General features: G+C 73.2%; 21 protein-coding genes. 10 read left to right on the top strand and 11 right to left on the bottom strand.

Annotation, left to right across the window (positions count from 1 at the left end; translation table 11 throughout):
* Positions 1 to 10: 10 nt before the first annotated feature.
* Both WMF24_RS43600 and WMF24_RS43595 read right to left on the bottom strand, forming a co-directional pair.
* Positions 11 to 1,489 (bottom strand): B12-binding domain-containing radical SAM protein, encoded by a 1,479-nt coding sequence (locus WMF24_RS43600; RefSeq protein ID WP_437733390.1) that lies wholly within the window; start codon positions 1,487 to 1,489, stop codon positions 11 to 13.
* Positions 1,490 to 1,519: 30 nt separating this feature from the next.
* Entirely contained in the window at positions 1,520 to 4,183 is a 2,664-nt protein-coding gene (locus tag WMF24_RS43595; protein ID WP_437733389.1) for a DNA internalization-related competence protein ComEC/Rec2, read from the bottom strand.
* Positions 4,184 to 4,619: 436 nt separating this feature from the next.
* Here WMF24_RS43595 and WMF24_RS43590 point away from each other — a divergent pair, with 436 nt between their 5' ends.
* The 6 genes from WMF24_RS43590 (at position 4,620) to WMF24_RS43565 (ending at position 10,619) form a co-directional block, all read left to right on the top strand.
* On the top strand, positions 4,620 to 5,690 hold the full coding sequence (locus WMF24_RS43590; protein ID WP_437733388.1) for a trypsin-like serine peptidase: 1,071 nt from the start codon (positions 4,620 to 4,622) through the stop codon (positions 5,688 to 5,690).
* Positions 5,683 to 6,765: an ABC transporter substrate-binding protein gene (locus tag WMF24_RS43585; protein WP_437733387.1), complete on the top strand. Its 1,083-nt coding sequence runs from the start codon at positions 5,683 to 5,685 to the stop codon at positions 6,763 to 6,765. The genes WMF24_RS43590 and WMF24_RS43585 overlap by 8 nt, the downstream gene beginning before the upstream one ends.
* Complete coding sequence (locus WMF24_RS43580) at positions 6,762 to 7,508, top strand: TlyA family RNA methyltransferase (protein WP_437733386.1); 747 nt, start codon at positions 6,762 to 6,764, stop codon at positions 7,506 to 7,508. The genes WMF24_RS43585 and WMF24_RS43580 overlap by 4 nt, the downstream gene beginning before the upstream one ends.
* A 268-nt stretch (positions 7,509 to 7,776) precedes the next feature.
* Positions 7,777 to 8,976, top strand: coding sequence for an ABC transporter substrate-binding protein (locus tag WMF24_RS43575; RefSeq protein WP_437733385.1), 1,200 nt, complete (start codon positions 7,777 to 7,779; stop codon positions 8,974 to 8,976).
* A gap of 66 nt (positions 8,977 to 9,042) precedes the next feature.
* Complete coding sequence (locus WMF24_RS43570; protein WP_437733384.1) at positions 9,043 to 9,915, top strand: branched-chain amino acid ABC transporter permease; 873 nt, start codon at positions 9,043 to 9,045, stop codon at positions 9,913 to 9,915.
* 137 nt (positions 9,916 to 10,052) lie between these two features.
* A complete protein-coding gene (locus WMF24_RS43565; protein WP_437733383.1) occupies positions 10,053 to 10,619 on the top strand; it encodes a hypothetical protein in 567 nt (188 codons plus the stop codon).
* Positions 10,620 to 10,743: 124 nt separating this feature from the next.
* Here WMF24_RS43565 and WMF24_RS43560 read toward each other — a convergent pair whose 3' ends face one another.
* The 5 genes from WMF24_RS43560 to WMF24_RS43540 form a co-directional block, all read right to left on the bottom strand.
* A complete protein-coding gene (locus tag WMF24_RS43560) occupies positions 10,744 to 11,382 on the bottom strand; it encodes a DUF6036 family nucleotidyltransferase (protein WP_437733382.1) in 639 nt (212 codons plus the stop codon).
* On the bottom strand, positions 11,363 to 11,620 hold the full coding sequence (locus WMF24_RS43555; protein WP_437733381.1) for a hypothetical protein: 258 nt from the start codon (positions 11,618 to 11,620) through the stop codon (positions 11,363 to 11,365). The genes WMF24_RS43560 and WMF24_RS43555 overlap by 20 nt, the downstream gene beginning before the upstream one ends.
* 121 nt (positions 11,621 to 11,741) lie before the next feature.
* Positions 11,742 to 12,578, bottom strand: coding sequence for a succinate dehydrogenase iron-sulfur subunit (gene sdhB / locus WMF24_RS43550; RefSeq protein ID WP_437733380.1), 837 nt, complete (start codon positions 12,576 to 12,578; stop codon positions 11,742 to 11,744).
* Position 12,579: 1 nt separating this feature from the next.
* Complete coding sequence (sdhA, locus tag WMF24_RS43545) at positions 12,580 to 14,595, bottom strand: succinate dehydrogenase flavoprotein subunit (RefSeq protein ID WP_437733379.1); 2,016 nt, start codon at positions 14,593 to 14,595, stop codon at positions 12,580 to 12,582.
* A 54-nt stretch (positions 14,596 to 14,649) separates the two neighbouring features.
* Complete coding sequence (locus WMF24_RS43540; protein ID WP_437733378.1) at positions 14,650 to 15,426, bottom strand: succinate dehydrogenase cytochrome b558 subunit; 777 nt, start codon at positions 15,424 to 15,426, stop codon at positions 14,650 to 14,652.
* Between the two features lie 59 nt (positions 15,427 to 15,485).
* Here WMF24_RS43540 and WMF24_RS43535 point away from each other — a divergent pair, with 59 nt between their 5' ends.
* The 4 genes from WMF24_RS43535 (at position 15,486) to WMF24_RS43520 (ending at position 20,194) form a co-directional block, all read left to right on the top strand.
* On the top strand, positions 15,486 to 17,603 hold the full coding sequence (locus WMF24_RS43535; RefSeq protein WP_437733377.1) for a hypothetical protein: 2,118 nt from the start codon (positions 15,486 to 15,488) through the stop codon (positions 17,601 to 17,603).
* 74 nt (positions 17,604 to 17,677) lie between these two features.
* On the top strand, positions 17,678 to 18,817 hold the full coding sequence (locus WMF24_RS43530) for a hypothetical protein (RefSeq protein WP_437733376.1): 1,140 nt from the start codon (positions 17,678 to 17,680) through the stop codon (positions 18,815 to 18,817).
* A gap of 3 nt (positions 18,818 to 18,820) precedes the next feature.
* Positions 18,821 to 19,378: a tRNA (adenosine(37)-N6)-threonylcarbamoyltransferase complex ATPase subunit type 1 TsaE gene (gene tsaE / locus WMF24_RS43525; RefSeq protein ID WP_437733375.1), complete on the top strand. Its 558-nt coding sequence runs from the start codon at positions 18,821 to 18,823 to the stop codon at positions 19,376 to 19,378.
* A gap of 15 nt (positions 19,379 to 19,393) precedes the next feature.
* Positions 19,394 to 20,194, top strand: coding sequence for an MlaE family ABC transporter permease (locus tag WMF24_RS43520; protein ID WP_437733374.1), 801 nt, complete (start codon positions 19,394 to 19,396; stop codon positions 20,192 to 20,194).
* Between the two features lie 348 nt (positions 20,195 to 20,542).
* Here WMF24_RS43520 and WMF24_RS43515 read toward each other — a convergent pair whose 3' ends face one another.
* From WMF24_RS43515 to WMF24_RS43500, 4 genes are read right to left on the bottom strand one after another with little or no spacing between them, the layout of a single operon-like run.
* Positions 20,543 to 21,613, bottom strand: coding sequence for a hypothetical protein (locus WMF24_RS43515; protein WP_437733373.1), 1,071 nt, complete (start codon positions 21,611 to 21,613; stop codon positions 20,543 to 20,545).
* A 28-nt stretch (positions 21,614 to 21,641) separates the two neighbouring features.
* Positions 21,642 to 22,688: a hypothetical protein gene (locus WMF24_RS43510; protein WP_437733372.1), complete on the bottom strand. Its 1,047-nt coding sequence runs from the start codon at positions 22,686 to 22,688 to the stop codon at positions 21,642 to 21,644.
* Positions 22,685 to 24,898, bottom strand: coding sequence for a hypothetical protein (locus WMF24_RS43505; RefSeq protein WP_437733371.1), 2,214 nt, complete (start codon positions 24,896 to 24,898; stop codon positions 22,685 to 22,687). The genes WMF24_RS43510 and WMF24_RS43505 overlap by 4 nt, the downstream gene beginning before the upstream one ends.
* On the bottom strand, positions 24,895 to 26,325 hold the full coding sequence (locus tag WMF24_RS43500) for a hypothetical protein (protein ID WP_437733370.1): 1,431 nt from the start codon (positions 26,323 to 26,325) through the stop codon (positions 24,895 to 24,897). The genes WMF24_RS43505 and WMF24_RS43500 overlap by 4 nt, the downstream gene beginning before the upstream one ends.
* Positions 26,326 to 26,743: the final 418 nt, after the last annotated feature.

Raw genomic sequence — 26,743 nt, 5'->3', positions numbered from 1 at the left:
GCCGCCCCGCTCACCCGGCCGCGAGGAGCGGCAGGCTCTTCTGGCGCGTCGGCTCCGGCCGCTTGATCTGCGCGAACGCACGCTCGTAATCGCGGAACGAGCCGCCCGCGTGCACCGCCTGCAGCACGGCGCGCCCCTCGGCCTCGCCGCCGGCGGCGAGCACCGCCTCGACCCACGCCCAGCGCGCGCTCGTCGCCCGCACGTCCGCGCGGCCGCGCAGCCCGCGGCGGAGCCGGTCGAGCCGCTTGTTCACGACGTCGATGCCCGCGAAGCGCGCGCCGTGCAGCGGCGTGTTGCGCTTCGGGCAAAACGGGGCGATCCCGAGCGCGACAGGCACGATCCGGGAGAGCTCCGTGACGAACGAGACGCACTCGTCGACGTCCTCGTCGGTCTCGCCGGGGACGCCGACCATGAGGTACAGCTTGAGCCGGTTCATCCCGTGCTGCCGCGCGAGCTCGGCCGCCCGCTGGAGGTGCCTTGGCCTCGCGCGCCGCTCCAGCGTCTCGCGGACGCGCTCGCTCGTGCCGTCCATCGCCGTCGTGAGCGTCTTGTAGCCAGCGAGCCTCAGCGCGCCGACGAACTCGTCGGTCAGCCGGTCCGGCCTCAGGCTGCTCAGCCCGACCTCGCACCCCCGCTCGGCGAGCGTGCGGACCACCTCCACGATCTTCGGGTGGTCGCTCACCGCGGCGCCGACGAGGCCGACGCGCCGCGCGTCCTCGGGGATGAGCTCGAGCAGGCGCTCCTTCGGGACGATGCGCATGCCGCCGTTCGTCGAGCGGCGCATCACGCAGTAGGTGCACCCGCGCGAGCAGCCCCGCTCCGCCTCGATGAGGAACATGTTCGAGAGCTCCGTCTCCTCGGCGCGGATCGGCGACCAGGCGGGCAGGAGCGCGTTGTCGCACTGGGCGACCGGGGGCATCTCGGCGCCGTGGCGCGCAGGGACGAAGACGTGCGGCACGCGCGCCAGCTCGTCGAGCGCCGCCTCGCGCGAGGGGGCGTCCCGCAGCAGCCGGAGCACCTCGACCGCCAGCGTGTCGGCCTCACCCATGAGGATCGCGTCGGCGAACACCGCGAGCGGCAGCGGGTTCGAGAACGTGAGCGGGCCGCCCGCGAGGACGAACGGGTGCCGCCCGTCGCGCTCCTCCCGGAGCGCCGGGATCCCCGCCAGCTCGAGCAGGCGGACGACGCCGGCGAGCTCCAGCTCGTACGCCACGGAGAGCGCGATGACAGGGAAGTCGGAGAGGGGGCGGAGCCCCTCGTACGTGACCGGGGCGACCTCGGCGCCGGAGGCGCCCTCGTCGTCGGGCAGGAAGGCGCGCTCGCACGCCATCCCGGGCTCGGCCTGGATCAGCTTGTAGATCTGGAGGAAGCCGAGCGAGCTCATGCCAGCCCGGTACGGGGACGGGTAAGACAGCGCGACGCGGAAGGGCGCCTGCTTGTCGATACGACCGACCTCGCTCGCCAGCCGGCGGCGGATCGTGGTCGTCATCGCGCTACGGGACATCGGCCCCAGCGTCCCTCAGGGGACGTCCAGGCGCAAGGACTCGGGGGCCGGGCTCGGCGGCTGGCCGGGGCGGGACCAGAGGACGCGCTCGCCGTCGGTCTCCCAGATCAGCGCGCCGCCGCGGTCCATGCGCGCGATCGCGACGCCGCGGGCCGAGAGGCGCGCGAGCACCTCGGGGCTCGGGTGCCCGAAGCGGTTGCGGACGCCGCAGGAAACGGCGGCGACCGAGGGGTCGACGGCGGCGAGCAGCGCCGCGCCGGTCGAGGTCCGGCTGCCGTGGTGGCCGACCTTGAGCAGGTCGGCCCGGAGCGCGGCGCCGTACCGCGCGACGAGCGCGTCCTCGGCCTCGTGCTCGGCGTCGCCGACGAGCAGCGCGGACCGAGCCCCGTGGGTGATGCGCAGGACGAACGAGTTGTCGTTGGCGCCCCGGTCGGGGTGGAGCTCGGGGCAGGGCGCGAGCACCTCGATCCTCGCCCCCGAGAGCACCCGCGGCCCGGCGCACAGCGCGGCGGGCCGCACGATGGGCACGCCGCGCCGGCGCAGATCGGACAGCAGCCGCCTGTAGACGGGGCCGGCGCCCTCGGCCTCGCCCTGGCCCGTGTCCCAGAGCTCGCCGACCTCGACGCCCTCGACGACGGCGGGCAGGCCGCCGAAGTGATCCGGGTGCGGGTGCGAGAGGACGACCGCGTCGAGGCGCGCGCGGCGGCGCGAGCGCAGCAACGGCCGGATCACGCGCGCGCCCGGATCGACCGGGCTGCCGACGAAGCCGCCGGCGTCGACGAGCATGGCGCCGCCCCCGGGCAGGTCGATCAGGATGGCGTCGCCCTGCCCCACGTCGAGGACGCTGACGCGCAGCACGCCGCGCGGCGCCCCGGCGCGCACCGCGACGCCCTCGAGCAGCAGCCACGCGGCGGCGCCGACGGCCAGCGCGGCGAGCCGGCGGGCGCGGCGATCCGCCGCCCACGCGAGCGCGATCGCGGCGGCCAGCGCGGCGAGCTGGGCGGGCGACGGCTCGGGCAGGCGCAGCACGACGCCGGTGTCGGCCGAGGCGCGGGCGACCGCGCGCACGGCGAGCAGCGCGCCCGAGCCGACGAGCGCGCACCCGCGCTCGACCGACGGGCACCACGAGAGCACGGCGTGCGCGAGGCAGAACGGGAGCGCGGCCAGCTCGCCGATCGGCGCGGCGACGACGTTCGCGGCCACGCCGAGCAGCGGGAACGTCTCGCCGGTCAGGAGCAGCAGCGGCGCGCAGCCGAACATGGCGGCGAGCGTCGTCGCGAGCGGCGCGAGGAGCCTGCGCGCGAGCGCGCGCGGCGACGCGACCGTGGGCACGCCGTCCGCGCGGTCGCGGCCGGTCGCGCCGCCGTCGGCGTCGCCGCGCGCCCGGTCGCGGGGGACGAGCAGCGCGGCGAGCGGCCGCTGCAGCCACAGCAGCCCGGCGGTCGCTGCCGCGGAGAGGCCGAACGAGAGATCGCACGCGACGAGCGGATCGATGGCCGCGGCGCCCGCGAGCGACAGGGCGAAGTTGCGGACGCCGACAGGGCGGAGGCCGAGGAGCCGGGCGCCCATCGCGCAGGTGAGCATCGCGGCGGCGCGCAGGGCCGATCCGCCGCCGCCGGCGAAGTCGGCGTAGAGCCACGCGGCCGGCACGCACAGGGCCGCGGTGATGCGGGCGGCGTCCCAGCGCGCCGCGATCGGGTCGACGCGGACGAGGATCGCGCGGAGCGCCGCCGCCAGGCCCGCCACCGCGAGGATGAGGTGCGTCCCCGAGACGGCGAGCAGGTGCGCGAGGCCGCTCTCGCGGAAGGCGTCCTGGTCCTCGGGCGCGAGATCGGTCTCGCCGAGCACGAGCGCGCGCCCGAGCGCGGAGGCCTCGGGGTGGAACGTGGCCTCGATGCGGCCGCGCACGAAGGCCCGCGCGCGATCGACGGCGGCGCCGATCGATCGCCCCTCGGAGGTCCGCCGCGCGTCCACGATCGTGCCGCTCGCGACGATCCCGCTCCGCGCGATCGCGGCGGTCGCGTCGCGCAGGCCCTCGTTCCGGAACAGGTGGATGGGCGCGAGGTCCACGACGACCTCGAGCCGGTCGCCCCGCGCGAGGTCGCGCGGCGCGCCGTAGAGGCGCGCCCGCAGCGGCTGCGCCAGCACTCGCCCGCCGCACGTGCCACCGGTGATCTCCACGTCGATGCGCGCGTCCGGCGCCTCGCCGTCCGCCGCCTCGCCGTCCGGCGCCTCCGCCTCGCCGTCGTGCACATGGGCCCCGTGGCCCGCCCGCTGCGTGTCCCCGGCCGCCCGCTGCGTGTCCCCGGCCGCCCGCTGCGTGTCCCCGGCCGCCCGCTGCGCGGCCCCGGCCGCCCGCTGCGTTGCCCCGGCCGCCCGCTGCGCGGCGCCGACCACGACCGGCGAGGCGACGACGGCGCACGTCACCTCGCAGCGCGCCGGCGGCTGAAGCAGCGCGGCGGCGCCCTCGTGGACGGCGCCCGCGCCGTCGAGCAGCGCGCGGGCACGGAGCCCGCCGGCGACGAGCGCCACCGCGGCGACGGCGAGCGCCGCGCGACCGGCCCTGCGGCGGAGCGCCGCCGCGGCGAGCGCCGCCGCGAGCGCGGTGGGCAGCGGAGAGAGAGCGAGCGGCGCGCCCGCGGCGAGCGCGAGCCCGAGGAGCAGGACGGGATCGATCACGGCCGCGCCGCCCCGCAATCCCCGGGCCGCTCACATTTCTGCGGCTTTTCTTGGCGGCGCCGGCCGTCATGGCCCTGGCGCCGCCATGGCGGAACTGGGTAACGTCCGTTACGAGAGTACCCTGCAAGCGCTCTCGGGCAGCCATTTCATGTGGTGCATGCAACGAGCCGAGTCGTTCCTCGCGCGCTGCGCGCGTGCATGACCGCACATTCCCCTCTAGAATCGTTTGCTCGATGCGACGCCACGGAGCTCGTCGCACCTACATTGCAGTACTTGGAGGCTCTCGATGTCGTTTTGCTCGCCCAGAGTCACCTTGATTCTTGCCCTGGGACTCACCGCAACCGCGTGCACCACGGCCCTGGAGCCCCCCGATGAGACCGGCGAAACGCGAGATGCCATCCAGGACGGTTACCTGGATGACGACGACAGGGCCGTCTTGGGCATCTACAACGCCGAGATCGGCGCCATCTGCACCGGCAGCTTGATCGCGCCGAACGTGGTGCTGACGGCCCGCCATTGCGTGTCGGACATGGCCCATGAGACGGACGGACAGATCACCTGCCGTTCCACGAAATTCACGGACACGCACCTGGCGCGGCGGATCTTCGTGACGACGGACGCGGAGATCGGCGAATCGTCGCGGTACTACCGCGGCAGCGAGATCGTCCTGCTCCCTGGCGACGACGTCGACAGCTTCTGCGGCAACGACCAGGCGATCCTGATCCTCGACGAGCTGATCCCGGAGAGCGAGGCCGCGCCGCTCGTGCCGCGCGTCGACGAGCCCCTGAAGGCGGGCGAGGAGTACTACGCGGTCGGCTTCGGCGCGACGAACGACAGGAGCACCGGCGCGGGCCTGCGGCGCCGCCGCGACAAGCTCTTCATCGATTGCGTGGCCGACGGCTGCCCGTCGTCCGTGGTGAAGCGGACGGAGTGGGTCGGCGACACGGGCATCTGCGAGGGCGACTCGGGCGGGCCCAGCCTCGACCTGATGCACCGCGTGATCGGCGTGACCTCGCGCGGCGCCGAGGGCTGCGAGTACCCGATCTACGGCTATGTGTACGGCTGGGCAGAATGGATCAAGGAGACCACCGTGCGCGCGGCCGGCATGGGCGGGTACGCGGCGCCCCGCTGGGCGACCGGCTTCCCCACCGATCCCGTCTTCTCGGCCGAGATCGGCGGCGCCTGTGAGCAGCCGGCGCACTGCGAGACGAACGCCTGCCTCGACGGCTACTGCACGCGGCCCTGCGACGCGATCGCGACCTGTCCGGGCGGGTACGAGTGCCACGCCGAGCTCGGCTTCTGCGCGAAGCTCCCCGAGCCGCCCCCGTCCGAGGACGAGGTCAAGGACGGGGAAGACGCGGAGGACGAGGCGTCGGGCGGCTCGTGCAGCATCAACAACCCGCGGCCGGATCCGACGAAGCCCGTTCCCTGGCTGCTCGGCGCGGCGGGGCTGGGCGCCGTCACGACCCTGCGGCGGCTGCGGCGCGGCCGGGACCGGCTTGGCTGACGATCGCCGCGCATCCACCGCGCCGGGCGCCGTCGGCCCCGCGCTCCCGCGGCGGGCCGCGCTCGCGGCGCTCGCGGCCGTCGCGCTCGCGGCGTGCGGGCGCCGTGCCCCGGCCGCTGCCGGCGGGGCGCGCGTCGTCTCGCTGTCGCCGAGCACGACGGAGGCGGTCTGCGCGATCGGCGCCGGCGCGGCGCTCGTCGGCCGCTCCCGCTACTGCGATCACCCGCCCGAGGTGCTCCGCCTGCCCAGCGTCGGCGGCTACGCCGACCCGAGCATCGAGGCGGTCATCGCGCTCTCGCCGACCCTCGTCGTCGGCGCCCGCGGGCCCGCCGGGCCGGCGCTCGACGAGACGCTCCGCGGGCACGGGATCGCGACCTTCTTCCCCGAGACCGAGTCGCTCGCGCAGATCGAGGACATGCTCGCGGAGCTCGGGCGGCGGCTCGACGCGACCCCCGGCGCCGAGCAGGCGATCGGCCGCATCCGCGCGCGCCGCCTCGCCGTCGAGCAGGCCGTGAAGGGGATGCCGCGCGTCCGCGTGGCGCTGCTGTTCGACACGTCGCCCATCTTCGCCGCGGGCCCCGGCAGCTTCGCCGATGAGCTCATCCGGCTCGCCGGCGGCGAGAACGCGATCGCCCGCGGCGGCCCCTACCCGTCGATCAACGTCGAGCACCTGCTCGCGCTCGACCCCGACGTGCTGCTCGACGGCACGGCCGGCGAGGCCGGCATGGGCGGCGAGGCCGGCACCGGCGGCGAGGCCGATTCCGGCGGCGAGGCCGGCGCGCAGCAGGGCGCCGCGAGGCTGGCCCTGCTCAGGGGCGCGCCCGGCTGGCGGTCGCTGCGCGCCGTGCGCGAGGGGCGCGTGCGCCCGCTCCGCACCGACGTCGTGCTGCGCCCGGGGCCGCGCATCGGCGACGGGCTCGCCGCCGTCGCCCGGGCGCTCCACGGCGACGCGCTGGCGCTCTCCGACACGGCGGCCGTTCCCCCTGTCCCCTCTGTCCCCTCTGTCCCCCATGTTCCCCTCTCCCCCGGCGGCGGGCCGGGCCTCGTGCGCCCGGCGCCCTCGAGGGCGCCGTGAGCCGCGTGCGCGCCGACGCCCTGCTCGTCGCCCGCAAGCTCGTCGGCTCGCGGACCGAGGCGCAGGCGCTGATCATGGCCGGCAAGGTCACCTCGGGGCCCCGCCGCATCGACAAGCCCGGCACGCTGCTCCCGGAGGACGCCGAGCTCCACGTCGCCTCGGGCCCCCGGTTCGTCTCGCGGGGCGGCGACAAGCTCGAGCACGCGCTCGCGGCGTTCGAGGCGCACGGCCTCGACGTGGCCGGCAAGACGTGCGTCGACGTGGGCGCCTCCACGGGCGGCTTCACCGACTGCCTGCTCCAGCGCGGCGCGGCGCGGGTCTTCGCGGTCGACGTCGGCTACGGCCAGCTCGCCAGCAAGCTCCGCGCCGATCCGCGCGTCGTCGTGCGCGACAGGGTCAACGCCCGCGAGCTCCAGCCGGAGGACTTCGACAGCCCCATCGACCTCGTCGTCGTCGACGCGTCGTTCATCAGCATCGCTCGGCTGATCGACCCGATCGCCCGCCTGCTCCGCCCCTCGGGCGACCTCGTCGCGCTCATCAAGCCGCAGTTCGAGGCGGGCCGCGAGGCCGCCGCCCGCGGCCGCGGCGTCATCCGGGACGAGGGCACCCGCCTCGCGGCGATCGCCGAGGCCCGCCAGGCCATCGAGGCCGCGGGCTTCGCTGTCGTCGGCGAGGTCGACAGCGCCGTGCGCGGGCCGAAGGGGAACGTCGAGCACTTCGTCCACGCGCGGCGCGCGGGCTAGCGCCCCCTCCACGCCGCGGGCCAGCGCCCCCTCCACGCCGTGCGCCGCGCGCCCGCGGCGGGTTCGGCGGGCGGAATCCTTGGAGAATCCAGCACTTACGGCGCCCCCTCGCGGAGCGCGCCGCGGCCCGACAAAGCTGACGTGCCGCGTGGACAATGGTAGACGCGACGAGTACACGCGCTCACGGCACCTGCTTGGGCGCGCGCGGCCATGGCCACCGGCGGGCGGCCCCCACGCGAAGCGGCCCGGCGGCAGGGAGGACGACGACATGCTCGGACGACGAGGTTTGGTGAGGATGATCGCCGGGGCGCTCGCGCTGAGCGCGCTGGCGCTCGGGTGCGGCAAGAAGAGCGAGGGCTCGGGCGGCGACCCGGCCAAGCACGCGAAGGACGACCCCGAGTGGAAGGTCGGCGCCTACTTCAGCCTCTCGGGCGAGGAGACGGCGTTCGGCGTCGACTCCAAGGAGGGTATCGACCTCGCCATCGACGAGATCAACAAGGCCGGCGGCGTCAAGGGCAAGCCGATCAACGTCCTCTACGAGGACAACAAGTCGAAGCCCGAGGAGGCGACGAACAAGGTCCTCCAGCTCATCGACCGCGACCACGTGCTCGCCCTCCTCGGCGAGGTCGCCTCGTCCCGGTCGCGCGCCGGCGGCATCGTCGCCAACAAGAAGAAGGTGCCGATGATCTCGCCCTCGTCCACGAACCCGGACGTGACGAAGGTCGGCCCGTTCGTCTTCCGCGCCTGCTTCACGGACGACGTGCAGGGCCAGATGGGCGCGCAGTTCATCGTGAACACGCTGGGCAAGAAGAAGGTCGGGCTCTTCTTCGCCTCCGACGACCTCTACTCGTCGGGCCTCGCCAAGGAGTTCCGCGACGAGGTGAAGCGCCTCGGCGGCGAGATCGTCATGGAGAAGAGCTTCCTCAAGAAGGAGACGAACTTCACGACGTACATCAACGAGCTCAAGTCGGCGAACCCCGAGATGATCTACGCGCCGATCTACTACACCCAGATGGGCCCGATCGCGCGGCAGGCCAAGGCCGCCGGCGTGCCGGGCAGCATGTTCGTCGGCAGCGACGGGTGGGACGCGAACGAGCTGCTGCGCGACGCCGCCGAGGAGCTGGAGGGCGCGTACTTCACGAACCACTACGCGCCGGACGTCCCCTGGCCCAACTCGCAGGCGTTCGTGAAGAAGTACCAGGAGCGGTACAAGCGCACGCCCTCGAGCATCGCCGCCCAGGGCTACGACGCGGCCAGGCTGCTCGCCGACGCGATGGGCCGGGCCAAGGAGATGACGCCGGACGCCATCCGGCAGGCGATCCAGGACACCAAGGGCTTCCAGGGCGCGACGGGGGTCATCTCCATCGACGAGAACCGCAACGCCGACAAGCCGGTGGTGATCGTCCGGATCAAGGACAAGCAGTTCACCTACTACGCGACGGTCAACGAGAAGGCCGCGAAGCCGTAGCGGTCGTGCCGCGCGCGCGGTCGTGTCCACGCCGCGCGCGGTGAAGGGGTATCCATGGAGAAGGTCGTGAGCGCCCTGATCACGGGGCTCGCCCAGGGGTCGATGATCGCCCTCGTCGCCCTCGGCTACACGATGGTTTACGGCATCCTCAAGCTCATCAACTTCGCGCACAGCGAGGTGTTCATGATGGGCGCGTTCGCCGGGCTCTTCGGGATCACGGCGCTCGGCGCGCAGGACGCGCCGCTCGTCGCGGGCGTGGGCGGCACCCTGTGCGCCATGGCCTTCGCGGGCGTCCTCGGGGTGCTCGTCGAGAAGGTGGCTTACGCGCCGCTGCGCTCCCGGGGCCGGGGCCTCGCGAACACCCGCATCACGCCGCTCGTGACGGCGCTCGGGATGAGCGTGCTCCTCCAGAACCTGGCGCAGCTCCTCTTCACCGCCCGCTACCGCGGCTATCCGCAGCTCCTGCCGATCGAGCACACGCGCAAGGTGATCTTCGCCGCGTCGATCCTCGTGATGATCGGGCTGGAGCTGCTCGTGCGGCGCACCTGGACGGGCAAGGCGATGCGCGCGCTCAGCATGAACCTCGAGGCCGCCCGGCTGATGGGCGTCCGCACGGGCCGCATCATCGCGCTCACCTTCCTCACGGGCTCGATGCTCGCGGCCGTCGGCGCGGTGCTCTACTGCCTCGACCAGTCGCAGGTGTACCCCACGATGGGCGTCGTGATCGGCAACCGCGCCTTCGTGGCGGCGGTCATCGGGGGCATCGGCAACATCACGGGCGCGATGCTCGGGGGCATGCTGATCGGGATCATCGGCGAGATGACGAAGCTCACGCCGTACTCCGGCCTGCAGGATGTCCTCGTGTTCGCGGTGCTGATCGGGGTGCTCCTCGTGAAGCCGACGGGCCTGCTCGGCACGACCGGGACCGAGAAGGTGTAGCGCCGGTTCGGCCTGCGTCGCGTCGGCCGGCGTCGCCGGGCGTCGCGTCGGCCGGCGTCGCCGGGCGTCGCGTCGGCCGACGTCGCCGGGCGTCGCGTCGGCCGACCCGCCCGCGGCGCCTGCGGTATGCTCGGCGCATGCGACGCCTCGCTCTCGTCGTGCCGCTCTCGCTCCTTCTGGCGTGCGCCGCGACGCCCCCGGCCAACTGGGCTCGCGGCGGCGCGCTCCTCGACGTCCCCCGCGCCCGCTGGGTGTACGCCGACCTGGCGATCGACGTCATGCCGGACGGCAAGATCTTCGTGAACGGCGACCACCAGCTCAACGTGGATCGCGGCGGGCGGGTGTTCGGCCTGGAGGCCGAGCCGGTGGCCTTGCTGGAGCAGGACGGCCGGGTCACCGGCCCGAACGACGACGCGCTGGGCAAGATCGGCGTGCTGCACGCCTCGCTGCCGGGCGAGGCGAACGCCTGGCTGACGGTCGCCCAGACCGGCGCGGTGATCCGCTACGCCGACGACGGCGAGCGGCAGCCGTTCGGCGTCTGGATGGGGTGCGGCGCGACGCCGCGCGCGCACCAGACGTGCACGCTGATCACGCACGTGCTCGGGATGCGCATCCGCAAGCTGGAGCGTCAGACGACGACGGAGCCTGTCCGGATGGGGCTGGGGAGCGGCTTCGGGCTCGGCTTCGGGACGCCGTTTCCGTAGTGCGGGGAGCGGCGGTGGTGACCCGTTGTCGAACGCAGCTCGGCAAGCGCTTCCGCAGAAGCCGCCGCCCACACGCCGGTGTGCCTCGCCGCCTCACCGGCGGCACAAAGGACGCCTGTGGAGCCTAGCGCGATCTTGGCCTCCGTCTTTTCTTCGTACCGCCCCGATCCGTCGATGCTCGCTGTGCCCCCTCCCCGGGAGCCTGGACGCGCGCCAAGGCGCCGGAGAGCTCCGGAAGCAGATCGTTGCGATCGAGCGCTTCCTCCAGCATGCGCAGCGTGCTCCGGACGAGATCGAGCTTCAGATCCGTACGAGCCGCGATGATCGCGACCACGTCCTCGATGTCCTTTGGTCGCCCGGCGAGGATCTTCATCACGATCACATCCTCGGCGCAGGCGACGGGGACCTGGACGCCATCGAGGTCGTGCAATTGGGCGCGTTGCAGGAACAGCTCTTCGAGCCCCGGTCCAGCGAGCACGACATCCGCGGCGATGCCCGTGGCGAGGTGAAGCGAGGGGAGCACCCGTGTCCGATGCGTGAAGGCGATGTCCTCAACGCGCATCTGGAAACCAGCCGCCGTGAGCGCCTTCGCCAGCACCTCGGGGTCCTTCCCCTGGAGGTCCACGGTGACGTCGACGTCGGCCGTGAGGCGCGCTGCCCCGTGGAGCAGCGCGGCTTGCGCCCCGAACAGGTACCACCCGGCGCCGAGCCGAGAGAAGACGTCGGCCAGCGCTCCCAGGAGCTCAACGAACGGCGAACGCACCAGCCGCCCGGTCCAGAAGACGCTTCAGCTCGATGTGATGCGCCAGATCGTCGGCGCGCTCCCGCTCTGTCGGGAAATCCGGGCGCACGCGTCGCGCGTGATCGTACAGCGCGTGGCCGGCCTGGAGCGTCGCCTGAAAGCCCCGCTCCCGGTACGTGCGACTCCAGTGGTCGAGCTTGCGCTGCTCGACCTCTGCTCGACTCCGCTCGGCGAAAGCTCGGAGGTGCGCGGGATCCATCCGGGCCCCAGTATATCCCGAACGCCCGGCCGGGGCCCCTCAGCGCCGATGGATCCGCACGCGCGCTGTCGGGCCGCCCCGGGCGTCCCGGCGCCGGCTGGGCATGCGCAGCAGCCCGCGCCTACTTCAGCAGCCAGCCGAACAGCATGCGCTTCGTCGTGTCGCGGGCGACCTGCGCGATCGAGTCGACCAGCGGGATCTCCTTCGGACAGACCTCGACGCAGTTCTGCGACTTGCCGCAATCGGTGATGCCGCCCTCGCCCATCACCGACTCGAGGCGCTCGTTCTCGTGCATCGCCCCGGAAGGGTGCATGTTGTAGAGCCGCACCAGGTTGAGCGCGAAGGCGCCGACGAACTTCGTCCCGTCGCTGTACTGCGGGCACGCCTCGACGCAGCAGCCGCACGTCATGCAGCGGGAGAGCGGATAACGCTCCTCCTGGCGCTCCTGCGACTCGCGCGGACCCGGGCCGAGCTCGTGCGTGCCGTCGATGTCGATCCAGGCGCGCACGCGCTTCATGTCCTCGAACATCCGGCTCCGGTCGACGAGCAGGTCGCGCACGAGCGGGAACTTGGACATCGGCTCCAGCGTGATCACCTCGCCCTTCGGCGCGAGCTGGTCGATCAGCGCCGAGCAGGCCTGACGGACACGGCCGTTGATCACCATCGTGCACGAGCCGCACACCTCCTCCAGACAGACCGCCTCCCAGACGACCGGAGCCACCTCCTTGCCGTCCACGGTCCGCGGATCCTTCTGGATCTGCTGGAGCGCGCTGATCACGTTCATCTGCGGCAGGTAGGGGACCTTGAACTCTTCCCACCGCCGCGACTCCGGCTGATCCGCGGTGTCCTGCCGCCGCACGCGCAGGTGCACGAGCCGGCCCTCGCCCCGCGCCTGCGCCGGCGCAGCCGCCGCCGGCGCCGCCGCCCCGTTCGCCTTGTCTCCGCTCGCCTTGGCCATCCTACACGCTCTTCTGCGACAGCTTCCCCGTCGCCTGGGCGCTCGCCGCGCCCGCCTGCTCGTACTTGCGCTCCCGCGGGGCCACCAGCGACGTGTCCACGGCGTCCGTCACGTGGACCGACTGGCCGGCGCACACGTAATCGAACTCGCGCACGAACCGCACGGCGCCCTTCTCCTCGTGCCGCGCCAGCGTTGTGCGCTGCCACTCGGCGTCGTTCCGCACCGGGAACTCCGGCTTGTAGTGCGCCCCGCGCGACTCGTCGCGGCGCCTCGCGCCCTCGGCGATCACCCGCGCGAGCACCAGCATGTTCTCGAAATGGCGCACGAACTGCGCCCCCTGGTTCACCCGCGGGGCCGTGTCCGTGCACCGGATCAGGCCGGCCCGCTCCTCGAGCTCGCCGATCTTCTCGAGCACCCGGTCGAGCGTCGCGTTGTCGCGCTCGATCGTGCAGTCGCGCAGCATCGTCTCGCCGAGCTCCTGGTGCAGCCGGTAGGCGTTCTCCGGCTGCTTCGCGTCCTGGTTCTGCGTCAGGATGCGCTGGTAATCGGCCTCCGCGCGCTTCTCGGCCTTGTCGAAGATCGAGCGCGGCAGATCCAGCGCGCTCCGCCGGATGCTCTTCTGATAGCTCGCGACCGCAGGACCGCACACCATGCCGCCGTAGATGCACGAGAGCAGCGAGTTGGCGCCGAGCCGGTTGGCCCCGTGGTACTGATAATCCACCTCGCCGACCGCGTAGAGGCCGGGGATGCTCGTCGCGTGGTTGCGCGGCGATCCGGCCTTGAGCGACCCGCGCGCGTCCGCCTCGTAGTCGACCCACAGGCCGCCCATCGAGTAATGGACCGCCGGGAAGACCTTCATCGGGTTCCTGTACGGGTCGGTGCCGGCGAACTTCTCGTAGATCTCGAGGATGCCCGCGAGCTTCGCCCGGAGGAACTTCTCGTCCTTGTGCGTGAGGTCGAGGTAGACCTCGTTCTCGTTCCTGCCGGTCGTGGCGTTGAAGATGCCGCGCCCCTCGTGGAAGCACGTCTTGAAGATCGCGCGCGCCGCGATGTCCCGGGGGACGAGGTTGCCGTAGCCCGGGTACATCCGCTCGAGCAGGTAGTCGCGCTCCTTCTCGGGGATGTCCCGCGGCGCCCGCGCGTCCTTCTTGTCCTTCGGCACCCAGACGCGGCCGCCCTCGCCGCGCGCGCTCTCCGAGATGAGCCGCAGCTTGTCGGCGCCCGGGATCGCGGTCGGGTGCACCTGGATGAACTCGCCGTTCGCGTACACGGCGCCCTGCTGGTAGACCGCCGACGCCGCCGTCCCCGTGCAGATGACGCTCAGCGTGGAGCGGCCGAAGACGATGCCGCAGCCGCCCGTCGCGAGCACGACCGCGTCGCCGGTAAAGGCGCGGATCTGCATCGATTTCAGGTCCTGCGCGACGCAGCCGACGCACGTGCCGGCGTCGTCGAGGATCGCGCCGAGGAAGTCCCAGAACTCGTGCTTCCGGACCATCTTCTCGCCCGGGATCGACACGCCGTGCTCGTCGACGACGTCGGCGAGCTCGAAGCGGCGCACCTGCTCGTCGAGCGCGTAGAGCAGCTGCTGCCCCGTCGTCGCGCCGGCGAACGCCGTGCGGTGGTACAGCGTGCCGCCGAAGCGGCGGAAGTCGAGCAGGCCCTCGGGCGTCCTGTTGAACGGCACGCCCATGCGGTCGAGCATGTTCACGATGCCCGGCGCGGCCTCGGCCATCCCCTTGACCGGCGGCTGGTTCGCGAGGAAATCGCCGCCGTAGGCCGTCTCCTCCAGGTGCACCTGGGGGCTGTCGCCCTCGCCCTTCGTGTTCACCGAGGCGTTGATGCCGCCCTGCGCGCACACCGAGTGCGACCGCTTCACCGGCACGAGGGAGATGAGGTCGACCGGGACCTTCGCCTCGCACAGCTTGATCACCGTCATCAGGCCGGCGAGGCCGCCGCCGACGACGACAACGCGCCGAACCTTCCCCCCCTCGCTCCTCGTCGTGCTCTTCGCGGCCATGTTCGATTCCAGTGCTCCCGCGCCGCTCCCACCCGGGCGCGGCCGCTACGATGATCAGTGCGAGGCCGGCGCGACAAGGCCGCGCGCGACGGTCGGGGACGCGATGTCCGCGCAGGTGCGGGCCCCCTCCGCGGCCTGGCTCGGGGTGCCGGGGAGCGGCGCGCCGGTCGCGAAGTACACGACCGTGTTGGCGCCGAGCACGAACACCGCGAGGCCGACGAGCCCGAAGACCACCGCGGCCGTCCGCTGCGCCCGGCGCGAGACGGTGACGCCCCACGAGAAGCAGAAGCCCCAGAGGCCGTTGGCGAAGTGGAACACGCTCGCCGCGATGCCGAAGATGTAGATGAGCGCCATCACCGGCACGCCGCCCACGGTCGACGCCATGCTGGCGCACAGCCGCGGGTAGAACTCCTCGGGCGCCATCCGGCCCAGCCACTTCTGCGCCCAGTACTGCCAGAGGTGGAGCCCGATGAACGCGAAGGCGAGCAGCCCCGTGACCCGCTGCATCGTGTACATCCAGTTGCGCGAGTACGTGTACCGGCCGACGTTCGGCCTGCCCTCGAGCGCCAGCTTCACGCCGTAGACGGCGTGGAACGCGAGCGGCAGCACGACGAGCCCGATCTCGAGAACGGGCAGGTACGGCATGTGCGAGATCTCGGCGACCGCCTCGTCAAACCGCTCCTGCCCCTGGAGCGCCTTCGCGTTGGTCCAGAAATGAAACAGCAGGAAACCGCCCACAGGGAGGGCGCCGGTGAGAGAATGCAGCTTGCGCAGGAGAAAGGACCGGCGGCTCTCGGCGGAGAGCGATCTCGCGGGGGATGCCTCGGACACGCTGACCTCGATGGAAGGCGGGCGCGGCGGGTGTATGGGATGGCCCGGGTGACGTCAAGGTGAACCCAGTCAACACTTTCGGCCGAATTTCCGCGGCCTTCAGCGCGCCGCCCGGCGGCGAGGCGACAGGCGCCGCGCTGGCGGACGGCAGAGCGCCGACCGCCAGCGCGCTGGCCCACCACGCGCCCGCCGGGCCCGCCGTCCGGCGGCGGGCGCGCCTCGCCCGGGTGCCCGCGCTCGCGGCCGCGGCGCTCCTCGCGCTCGGCGCTGCGGCGGCCGGCGCGGGCTGCGGCGCGCCGGAGGGCGGCGCGGCGGTGAGCCCGACCCTCAGCCGGTCGCCCGCGGCGCAGGCCGAGCTGCACCGCATCCTCACGCGCTTCGCGAACGGCGCGCGCGCCGAGCGCATCGCGCTCGAGCCGGAGCTCGTCGCCTTCCGGGAGCGCTACCCGGGAGACGACCTCGTCCGCGTCGCGGACGCCCACCTCGCGTGGATCGCGCTGGAGCGGGGGGACGTCCGCCGCGCCGCGGCGCTCTCGGCGGAGATCGAGGCGCGGGGGCGGGGCGCGACGGGCGCGACGGAGGACATCGCGCGCGTGCTCCGCGGCGCGGCGCTCCGGCGCGCCGGCAAGCCGAAGCCGGCGTTCGGGGTGCTGCGCCCGCTCGTGAGCAAGGTGATCGACGCGTACGTGCGCTCGCTCCTCAACGAGGAGGTCACCGCCGCCGCGATGGAGGCGGGCGCGTGGACGCAGGCGCTCGAGCTGATGGGCGTCTGGCTGCGCGAGGCGGGCGACGACGAGCGCGCCGCCGTCCGGGCGCAGATCGGGGCGCTGCTGCGCAAGGTCCCGATCGACCACCTCGTGGCCGCGCTGCGCGCCGGGCAGGCGGGCGGCGAGGTCGTGGATCCGGAGGTCGACCTGCGCTCGCTCGTCGCCGAGCGCCTGGCGATCGTCGCCCGCGAGCGCCGCGACGTCGCGCTCGCGAAGGAGCTGCTCGACCGGGCGGGCCCGCTGCTCGGCCGCCAGGGCGACGCGGTCTTCGAGATCGCGTCCGGCGCGGGGACAGCGCGCGTCGAGCCGCCCACGGTGGGCCTGCTGATCTCGACGCGCACGCCCGAGTCGCGGCGCCGCGGCGTCGAGATCGCCGCGGGCGTCGCGCACGGGCTCGGGCTGCTGCGGCCGGGGTCGGACGCGCGGCTCGTGAGCCGCGACGTCGGCGCGGAGGGCAGCGTCGACGAGGCGCTGAGCAGCCTGACCGCCGAGGGCGCCGCGGTGCTCATCGCCGGATCGAGCCGGGAGCAAGCGACCGAGGCGGCGAGGTTCGCGCGGACGAACGCGATCCCTGTGCTGCTCGTCCACCCGCCGGAGCCGGCGGCGCTCGACGGCGCGTTCGTCTTCGTCGTGGGCGACGAGCCCGCGAGGAGCATCGAGGTGCTCGCGGCCGCGCTCGCCGAGCGGGGCGCGAGGCCGGTGGCGCTCGTGGGCGGCGGCGCGGGCCAGCAGGGCGCGGGCGCGCCGGCCGGCGGCGCGCAGGCGGGCGCGGCCGGGTCGGCGCCGGGCGCAGCCGGGTCGGCGCCGGGCGCGGCCGCGGGGCCGCCGGGCGCGGCCGAGGGCGGCTTCGCGCTCGCGCTCCCCTGCGACGGGAGCTTCGACCCGCGCGCGCTCCGGACCCTGGGCATCCGGGGGCTCATCCTGGCCGGCGATGCGCCCTGCGCCGAGCAGGCGCTCCGCGCGGCCCCTCGCGCGGCGACGATCGCGCTCGGCTTCGAGGCGGCCATCTCGCCGCCGCCGGGCTCGCTCGTCGCGACGGCGGGGCTCTTCCCGTTCGCCGCGGCTCCCGCCGGCGCGCCGCGCCCCCCGGCCGCCGACGCTCCGGGCGCCACGCCGGATGCACCGGGCGCCTCGGCCGCGCTCTCGGCGTGGCTCGCCAACCACCCGGGGCCGCCGGGCTTCTGGGCGGCGCTCGGGCGCGACGCCGGCGTCCTCGCCTGGGCCGGCGTGCAGAAGCTGCCGAAGACGGGCACCGAGGACCCGGCCGAGGTGAAGGCGCGGCGCCTCGCCGCGGCGAGCGCCGTGAGCCGCGCGTCGGTCGCGCTGTGGACGACGTCGACGACCGGCTTCGGCGGAAAGCGCGTGCTCCCGAGGGAGGTCGGCTACCGCGAGATCGGGAAGGCGCGATGATCGCGCGCGAAGAGCACGCCGCCGCCTCGCCCCGGGGCTGCTCCGGCCTCGCGGGGCGCGTACCATGGCGCCCCATGATCCGCCGAGCCCTCTCCTGTGCCGCCGCCGCCGCGCTGACGGCGCTCGCCCCGGCCGCGCTCGCCGACCGCGTGGCGGTGCTCCCCGCGCGCGGCGGCACCGACGCGGCCGCCCGGAGCGCCGCGGAGGCCGACGTCGAGCGCGGGCTCGCCGCCCTGGGCCACACCGCGATCCCCGACGGCGCCGTCGCGGCCGCGCTCAAGGGCGTCGCCGACGGCGTCGCCGACACGGCGGACGAGCTCCGCGCCGTCAGCGCGCAGACGGGCGCCGACTGGGTCCTCACCGGCACCGTGGAGCCCGCGGTCACCACGGCCCGGGTCGAGCTCACGGCGTACCTCGCCTCGACCGGCCGGGTCGAGTCGGTCGCCCGGGAGGTCGACAGGGACCAGTCGGCCCGGCAGACGCAGGAGATGCTCGCCCTGCTCCTCCGCCCCGAGGGCGTCGGCATCGGCGAGCTCCCCTGGGAGCGCCCCGCGCGCGCGCCCGCGGCGGGCGCGCCGCCGCCGCCGCTCGAGGACGAGACGGTCGTGCTGCCGCCGGTGCCCGCCGCGCCGCCGGCGCCGCCGGCCAAGGAGGTGCTCATGGCCTACCCCCTCGGTCCGGAGCGCGTCTGGCCCGCGTACCCGGGCGGGCGCCGGTTCTCCGTGTCCGCGTCGCTCGGGGCCGCCGTCGCGGCGGCGCGGCTGCCGGGCGCGAGCGGCAGCGCGGCGTCGATGGTCGGCGCGGCGCGCGTGGCCTACGCGCCCGGCGATCGCGGCTTCGAGGTGTTCGCGGGCGGCGGCGGCAACCTCGTCGGCCCGTTCGCCGGCTGGATCGAGGGCGGCGCGCGCCTGATGCTGACGCCGAGCATGACCCCGCACGAGGGCGCCTGGCGCGCGTTCCCGCTGCACGTCGGCCCGGCGATCCACCTCGGCGCGTTCTTCAGGTCGGGCGCCGGCGTCGCGGGGCCCGGCGGCGCGACGTACCGCGGCGACCTCGAGGTGCACCCGGCGCTCGGCGCCTCGCTCGACGTCGCGCTCGCGCTGGGCCCCTCGGTGCAGCTCGAGGCCCAGCTCGGCAACCTCCGGTGGGTGCCCACGGGCGAGGGCTCCCTGATCCTGCTCGGCGCGACGCTCGGCGCCGGCGCCCGGTTCTGACGCATGCGCATCGATCTGCCGACCCGCCGCAGCACCATCCGCCTCGCCCGCGCGCTCGCCGGCCGCCTCGCGGGCGGCGACCTCGTGGTGCTGGCCGGGGATCTGGGCGCCGGCAAGACGTTCTTCGCCCGCGCCCTCTGCCGGGCGCTCGGCGTGCCGCCGGCGCTCCCGGTCACGAGCCCCACCTTCACGCTGGTCCACGAGCACGAGGGCCGCGTCCCCATCGCGCACGCCGACGCCTACCGCCTCGGCGGCGCGGCCTCTGCTGGGGGCGCGCCCGGCGACGCGGCCGCAGAGCTCGCCCAGCTCGGCCTGCGCGAGCGCCGCGGCGAGGGGGCGCTCGTCCTTGTGGAGTGGGGCGAGCCGTTCGTGGAGGCGCTCGGCGGCGACGCGCTCCTCGTCCACCTCGCCGCGCCCGCGGACCCGGCCGCGCCCGGCCGCGCGGCGGAGCTCGGGGCGACGGGCGAGCGCAGCCGCGCGGTGCTCGCGGCGCTCGAGGGCGATCTGGCGGGCCTTGAGGATCCTCGCGCGCCGGGGCCCGTGCGCGGCGGCGTTGCGTGATACAAGAGCGGCACCGTGACCGGAGGCGCTGAGCCCAGCCGCAGCGAGCTGCTCGACAAGTTGCTGGGGCCGGTCCTCGGGTTCTTCGACAACATCGGCAACATCGTCACGCTCACCTTCCAGACGATCGTCTGGCTCGTGCGCCCGCCGTTCCGCCCCGCGCAGTTCCTCGCGGCGATGGACTTCATGGGCGCCCAGTCGGTCTTCATCGTCGGCCTGACGGGCGTGTTCAGCGGCATGGTCGTGACGCTGCAGACGTCCCACGCGCTGCGCGCGTTCAGCGCCGAGGGCCGCGTCGGCGGGCTGGTCGCCGTCTCGCTCGCCCGCGAGCTCGCGCCTGTGTTCTCCGCGATCATGGTGACCGCGCGCGCCGGCAGCGCCATGGCCGCGGAGCTCGGCAACATGCGCGTCACCGAGCAGATCGACGCGATCGCGACGATGGGCGTGAGCCCTGTGCAGTACCTGCTGTCGCCGCGGCTCTTCGCCGCGACGGTGATGCTGCCGCTGCTCTGCATCCTCTACACGAGCGTCGGCATGTGCGGCTCGTACCTCGTCGCCGTGCTCTGGCTGGGCGGCGACGCGGGCGCGTTCTTCCAGAGCATCCGCGACTTCGCGCTCCCGAGCGACATCTCGATGGGGCTCATCAAGGCGTGCGTCTTCGGCTTCATCGTCTCGGCCATCTCGTGCCGCCACGGCTTCTTCGCCTCGGGCGGCGCGCGCGGCGTCGGCGTCGCGACGACGCGCGCCGTCGTCGAGAGCTGCGTCACCGTGCTCGTCACGAACTACATCCTGACGCAGCTCCTGCTCGACATGTGAGCTGCGACATGTGAGCCGCGACGGCGGATGGCGGGCTTCCTGATCCACAGCCGTCGCCCCCCGCGCGGCGCGCATTGCCACCTCGGTGTCGGCTCCCCTCCGAGGACGGCAGAGAGGGAGAGAGGGGATGCCCACCCCCGGCCCGTGCTCGGCGCTTCGCGCCTGCGCGCGGTCCGCCCCTCCCTCATCGCGCGCTCCGCGCGCTCAGGGAGGGGTGCGCCGCCTGGTGCGTACGGCCGGGGTATGAGGTTCGGAGATGGTAAAGCGTGCACGGCGCGATAGCCCGGAAATGAAAGGGAGAAATGACCGATTCTGAGCGGAATTCAGCCCAGGGGACCATGACGCCGCTCACGACATAATACCGAGCGCGAAGAGCGCATCGGACCAGAGCGGCCAGAGCGTACGGTACGGGTGGGTCGCCAGCAGCACGCCACCGCTCGGGAGGCGCCGGACGTGAAACGGGGCGTGGTCGGCCAGGAAGTAGGCGTGCTCGCCGGTCATCTCCACCCGCCACAAGGGTGGGCCTTTGCCTGGCACCGTGACCAGCTCGCCGCTCGCGCGGCTCTGCACCGTCAGGTGGTGGATCTCCTTCGCACGCGGCTCGGCGGCGCGCCACGCCTCGTCGGGCACGTCCGCGGCGGCCATGAGCGCCTCGAGCAGCGCGGAGCCCGGCAGGGCCAGCGCCTTGAGGACGGTCTCGCGGGAGAGCGCGAGAGATCGCCCGCTGTTGTCTCTCGGCAATACGCGGGCCCCGCCGGGTGCAGCGTCGACGCGCGCATGGAGCGCTTCCAGCGACATGCCCGCGATCCGCGAGACCTTTTCCTTGTCGTGGAGGCTGACCCACGACAGCGCGAGATCGCGCGCGACGTCGCGCGCGTCCGCGTGGTACGTCGCGCACATGGAGACCGGCGCGAGCCAGGTCCACGCGCTCGTGCAGCCGCCGGTCGAGACGAGCCCGCTCGCGTCGGGCGCGCAGACGCGGAGCAGCAGGTCCACGAGGTCCTGCAGAACGACGTGCCACGCGATCACGGCCTCGGCCTCCGCCGAGCGCGGGCCGCTGCCCACGGCGAGGTTCATGCGCATGCAGCCAAGGTCCTCGTAGTATCTGGGGCGCAGGTGGATGGGGCCCCTCGGCGTGATGCGTTCGCTCTTGTCGGAGTAGCAGCGAAGAATGAGATCGTAGGACTCTCCGGAGCTCAACGAGGTGGCGAGGTAGGCTTCCGCATCGGCGTGTCCGAGATGGGCACGGATCTTGGCGGCCGTCTCGTCGACGGAGGTCGCGCTGAAACTCGCGTCGGGGTGCATGTCCACGTAGATACGGTGGGATGGGTCATGGACGAGCGCCGAAAACGCCGCACGGAGCGCGTCGACCCTCGCTGCCTCGTCACACCACGCGAAGAAATGCGGTCCTGATCTCATACCTGGATCACCATGATGAAGCTCCTGGTCAGGACATAAGGCCGAGCGCGGAGAGCGCGTTGGCCCAGAGCGGCCAGAGGGAGCAGTACGGGTGGGTTGCCAGCACCACACCGCCGCTCGGGAGGCGGCGCACGTGGAAGGGGTGGTGCTTTTTCACGAAATGGATGTGACCGTGCGTGGACGTGCAGACCGGCCAGGTGGGTGGCCCCTCGCCGGTCTCCGCGATCTGGCGTGTCAGGTCCACGATCGCGGTCGCGCGCGGCGCGGCCGCGCGCCAGGCGTCGTCGGGCGCCGCCGAGGCTTCCAGCGCGTCGAGCAGCGCGGCGGGCGGTGCTGCCAGCGCCTTGAGGACGGTCTCGCGGGAGAGGGAACGAGCGTGCTTGCTCTTGCCTTTCATCGCCACGCGCGCGCCGCGTGGTGCGGCGTCCACCCGCGCGCGGAGCGCTTGCAGCGACATGCCCGCGATGCGCGGCACGCTGTCCTTGTCATGGAGGTGCACCCACGACAGGGCGAGATCGCGGCCGATCTCCTCCGCCTTCGCGTTGTACGTCGCGCACGTGTCGACCGGCGCGTGCCAGTGCCATCCATGCGTGCACGCGCCCGTCGGGATGCGCCCGCTCGCGTCCGGCGCACAGAAGCGGACGAGGAGATCCTCGAGGTCGTCCAGGATGAGCTGCGAGGCGACCACCGCCTCGACCTGGATCGAGCGCGGGCCTCTGCCCCAGGCGAGGTCGAAGTCAGAGGAAAGAAAATCCTGCTTTCCCGACGGATCCAAGGTGAGGGGGCCGTGCGGCACTTGACGTTCCGTTTCATCGGAGTGGCACCGGATGTCGATGACAGCGCGCCTGGAGCCGCTCAGCATCATGCAGAACGATAGGTGGGCACTCGTCTGTCCTCCGAAGCGGGCGCGGGCGATCGCGAGCGCCTCGTCCACGGAGCGCGTTTCGAAGCTCTCGTCCCCCAGCACACCGATGACAGCGCCCGGGGCGATCAGGGCCGAGAGTGTCGCCGCGAGCGCGTCGAGCCGCTCTGGCTCGTCGCACCACGCGAAGAATGCAGGTCCCAATTCCCTCATAGCCAGATCACCTTGATGAACTTATTGAAGCCGTTCAGGGTCGCCCTCTTGCCCTTGTTCTTGTCGAAGAGATAGGTGCCCTGCTCGACGTACGTGTCGCCACCGAACTTCCCGCCCCGCTCCATGAGGAGCTGGGCATCGTCCTCGACATGTCCCACAAGGCCCTTCGCCCGTAGCCCTTCCATCCCGCTCGACAACTGCTCGATCACCCTGCCCCCATCGACGTTGCGGCCCGATTTCGCCTCGCTCAGGATGAGCTTGTTCCGCGCGGAGACCGTCAGGAAGTCGGGCGCCTTGAGGTTGGCGCGCACCTTGTCTGGCAAATCACGCCAGAGCACGACGCGCACGCCGTCGTCGCCCACCCCGAGGAGCGCCCGTCCGTCACGGGAGAGGAACTTCGCCGCCGTCTTCTCGAACGGTTCGAGCGTCTTCTCCGTCACCGCGCCCTTCAGCAGCCCCTTGTACCATGCAACCCTGCGGAGCTTGAGCCCCTGGATGATGACCTCATCGACCTCCGCGATCTCCCCGGCGACCCGGATCGCATCCGGCGTGACGGCGGTGCCCTTCGCCCCGCGCCAGAACGGCCCGGTGGCGGCCGCCAGCACCCCCAGCCCCGAGAAGATCCGCTCCTCGTCGCTGAGCTCTCGCCCCGCCGGCAGGCACCACTCCTTGCCCGTCACGGCCTCGCACAGGTCGAGCGCCGGCCCGACCACCGGCACGAACCCCACCCCGATACGCGTCGTGGCGTGCACCAGCGTCTGCATCACCCCCGCGTACGCCTCGACGCCTTCGCCCACCGTCGACATCGCCCCCGCGAAGGCGCTGATCGTCTGGTAGAGCTGCGTCTGCTCCAGATCGAGCCCGTCGCCGGTCCACTGGTTGAGGCTGTCCTTCATCTGGTCGGCGAGCGCATCGAACCGCGGCTTGAGCACCGTGTCCACGTACAAGCGCAGGTCCGCCGGCACCGGCGTGTCCACGAACCAGTCCGACGCATCCATGTACCGCCGTACGACGCCAGTGATCCGGTTCTGCGCCTTCAGGAACGCGTTCGTCTCCGCCAGCGACACCCCCGTCCGGTCGCGCAGCGCGATCTCCAGCGCCGCGCTGTTCTCTCGCCACGCCCGCACGTTCGCCACGAAGTCCGCCCGCGCGACCACCGCACCCCCGCTCACGGCCGCCTCCAGCGCAGCGATCACCGTGTCCGCGTACGCCGCGTACGGGTCCCGCCCCTCCTCGAACGCACCGTCCACCTCCGCGATGTCCGGCACCTCCACCCACGGCACCTCGCTCTCCCCGAGCGCGTAGTTCCGCGGGTCGTCCGGGTCCCACCCCTCGGCGCGCGCGTCCTGCGTCGCCAGGTCTGCCACCTCGTCCGCCTGCGCGCCGAACTCGTCGAGCAGCCGCGCGAGCTCGCTCTCCAGGTCGCTGACGCTCTTCTTCAGGTCGTCGACGAGCTGCTGCATCGCCGCCCGCGTCTCCGCGTCGACAACGTCCTCGTACCGGTCGAGGATCGCGTCGAGGTCGGTCCGCGAGATCTCGTCCAGCGGCCGGCTCACCAGGTCGTGCAGCTCCGTGTCGAGCTGCCGCAGGAGGTCCATCTTCTCCCGGAGGTCCGCGACCCTGGCGGCGTCGCGGAGGAGCTCCGTCATCAGCCGGGCGACCCTGACCTCCAGCTCCGCGATGTCGCGCGCGAGCTCCGGTTTGATCTCCGCGAGGTTGAGGTCGACGTCGGTGCTCCCCTCGAACCCAGCCCCGTCACGGCGGATGTTGAAGAGCGGTTTCTTGAGGCCGAGCGGCTCCGAGACGAGGTGCACCACGTCGTGCGCGTGGGTGCACCAGTCGTTGCCGTTCACGGTGTGGACCCCGAAGTGGAAGTCGTTCCTGCCCGTGCGGAGCAGCACCGAATCGAACTCCGCTTCGAAGGTGTTGCTCTGGGAGCCATCGGCTTCGATCTGCAGCGCGCCCGGAACCGAGTACGTGGGCAGCGGCGTCCGGTTCACGTCGAAGAAGGCGTCGCCCTCCATCTCCAGCTCGGGGCTCGCGCACGAGGTCGCGTCCTGGCGCTCGTTCCAGAGCACCGTGTACGGCGTGCGGGTGCGGCCCCATGCCAGCGACGGCGCCAGCATCGCCAGCACCGTCATGATGGCGACGAGCTTCTGAAACCCCGCCGCGCTCCAGCCACGCCGCGCAACGTCGTTCGACCGGCTCATGTCCCCTCCGCGCCGCGCACGGCGGCGTCATACGCGATCGCGGCGCCCTTCACGTCGCCAGCGTCGAGCCGCGCCTGCGCCGCGTCGAGCGCCGCCGCGGCCATCCCCTTCTCCCGCAGCGCCGCGAGGCCCGCCGCGATCTTCTTCGGCAGGCCCGTCCTGAGCTCGGCCTCCGTGGCGTCGAACTTCCCTCGAAGCTCCGCGCACCCGGCCTCGCGCCACGACGCCCCCGTCGCCTCGCAGAGCGGCCGCATCTGTGCCAGCGACAAGAGCGCGCCGCATCGCTCGGCAAGCAACGGCAGACCGAGCTTCTCGCTCACCGGCGGCGCCGCCGACAGCGCCTCCGCCCGCGCGCGCGCTGCCTCTCGGAACCTCTCCGACGCCCTCTCGATCCGCGACCGCGCGATCGCCTCGCGCGCCCCCTCGTCGCCCTGCAGTACGCGAATCGCCTGCCGGCGCAGCGCGATGCCGCCGAGCAGCGCCGTCGCGGTCGCGTCGCTGCGGGCGACGCGCCGCCGCGCGTAGCCCAGCATCGCGCCGAGCGAGCGCAGCGCCCCCGAGGTCATGTCCGGCGCCGCCGCGCCGTGGGTCGTGAGGACCTCTTTGTGCGGCGCGATCGCCTCCTCGAACGACGCAGCGAGCGCCTGGAGCTCCGCCGACAGCGTCACGATCTCCGCGGCGAGCTCGGTCGGCGCCCGGCTCGCGTCGCGCGCCGCTGCGAGCACCGCCTGCTCCGCGCCGTCGAGGCCGTCGATCCCCGACCGCGACGCCTCCGCCGAGAGCGCCGCGTACGCCGCCGTCTCCGCCGCCTCGGTGCCGCGGTAGTCCGCGAACCGCACCGCGACGGCCGCGTACCTGGATACGAGCGGCGCGGCGTTGCGCCGGGCCTCGCCGAAGACCGCCTGCACGCCCGCCATCGCCTGCTTGTCGGCCGTGAGCGCAGCGGCGCGCGGCTCCTTCTCGGCGCTCGCCCTGTCGGTCATCGCCCGCGTGAAGTTGTCGGCCGCGCGGACCGGCTCCTCGTGGAGGAGCTCCTCCTGATGACGCCTGTACGTCAGGAGCAGCCCGAGGAGCTCGCCGTGAAGGGTCGCCCGGAGCGACTCGGCGTGCTTCTTCTCATCGCGCACGTAGGCGACGGCCCGATCGAGGTTGTCGAACCAGGCGCTGAGATCCGCCTCGCTCGCGACGAACGCGTCGGACGTGCGAAACGGCGGCCGCGCCCACATCGAGATCGGCAGCGCGCCGTCCTCCTCGGCCTTGCTCCACGCGCTGCCCGGGCCCTCGCTCGCGTCCACGCAGTGCTCGACAACGCTCGTGTTCGCTTGCGCGCAAAACCTGCCGGGCGCGTACTCCTCCCGCGGCCACGAGCAGCCTGTCGCTGTCGCGCCGAGCGCCACGGCTGCCACAACGCTCGCCGTCTGTCGCATCGTTCTCCTTCTCGTGCTCACGCTCATTCCCTCCACCCCTCGACTTTTCTCGCCCGCGCACGCTCGTCCGCCCATTCTCCGGGTGCAAGCGCCCACACAGGAGCGGTAGGACATTGCTCGGCCGAGGAACACACGGAGAGTTTCCCAGCGCTCCGTCCTTGGTGAAGAGGCAGCCGGAGATGCATTGGAGAACGGGGAACGAGCACGGGAACGCGCACGCGGACACCGAGACGGAACGACGGGAGACGAAAGACGAGACGCGTAGTCCGACGGCAGCCCCGAGCACGGGCTCGCACGGGTCAAGGCAGCAAAAAACTAACGGGGATCGAGCGAAAAAGCGGGTTCCAGCCTCGCAGATTCCCATTGTACCTTCCCTCCTCATTGCCGCCGTCCGGCCTCGCCGGGCGGCAGGGAGGAA

Origin of the sequence: Sorangium sp. So ce1335 (genome assembly GCF_051521615.1) — a bacterium.
Lineage (GTDB): Bacteria > Myxococcota_A > Polyangia > Polyangiales > Polyangiaceae > Sorangium.
The sequence above is the reverse complement of the archived record's forward strand: the minus strand, read 5'-3'. Positions and strand labels throughout refer to the sequence as shown.